Origin of the sequence: Ochrobactrum sp. SFR4, assembly GCF_019730395.1 — a bacterium.
Taxonomy (GTDB): domain Bacteria; phylum Pseudomonadota; class Alphaproteobacteria; order Rhizobiales; family Rhizobiaceae; genus Pseudochrobactrum.
On record NZ_JAAPBB010001414.1, the window covers coordinates 1 to 234 of the forward strand.

Sequence of the window (234 nt, forward strand, 5' to 3'; positions counted from 1 at the left end):
GCAATCTTAAAGTTGAAGACAATGTCATTGGTCAGGCTGCGATTGATGCAACACTGGCAGACTTGTTCAATGTGCCGGTTGTTGATGGTGTGGTCAAAGCCCAGACAATCCGTGCGGGTAGTTTTGAGATCAATACGGTTGATCTCACAGCACAGGCCAATGGCAGCAAAACTGTCTTTCAGGCTGCAACAGACCTGAAAATCGGTACCAAAGTTAAAGTTGGTGGCGCGCTGG

1 protein-coding gene is annotated in these 234 nt (G+C 48.3%); it reads left to right on the forward strand.

The genetic code is table 11. From position 1 onward, the window contains the following. On the forward strand, window positions 1-234 hold a 234-nt coding region (locus HBA93_RS23690), incomplete at both ends, for a hypothetical protein (RefSeq protein WP_221724841.1).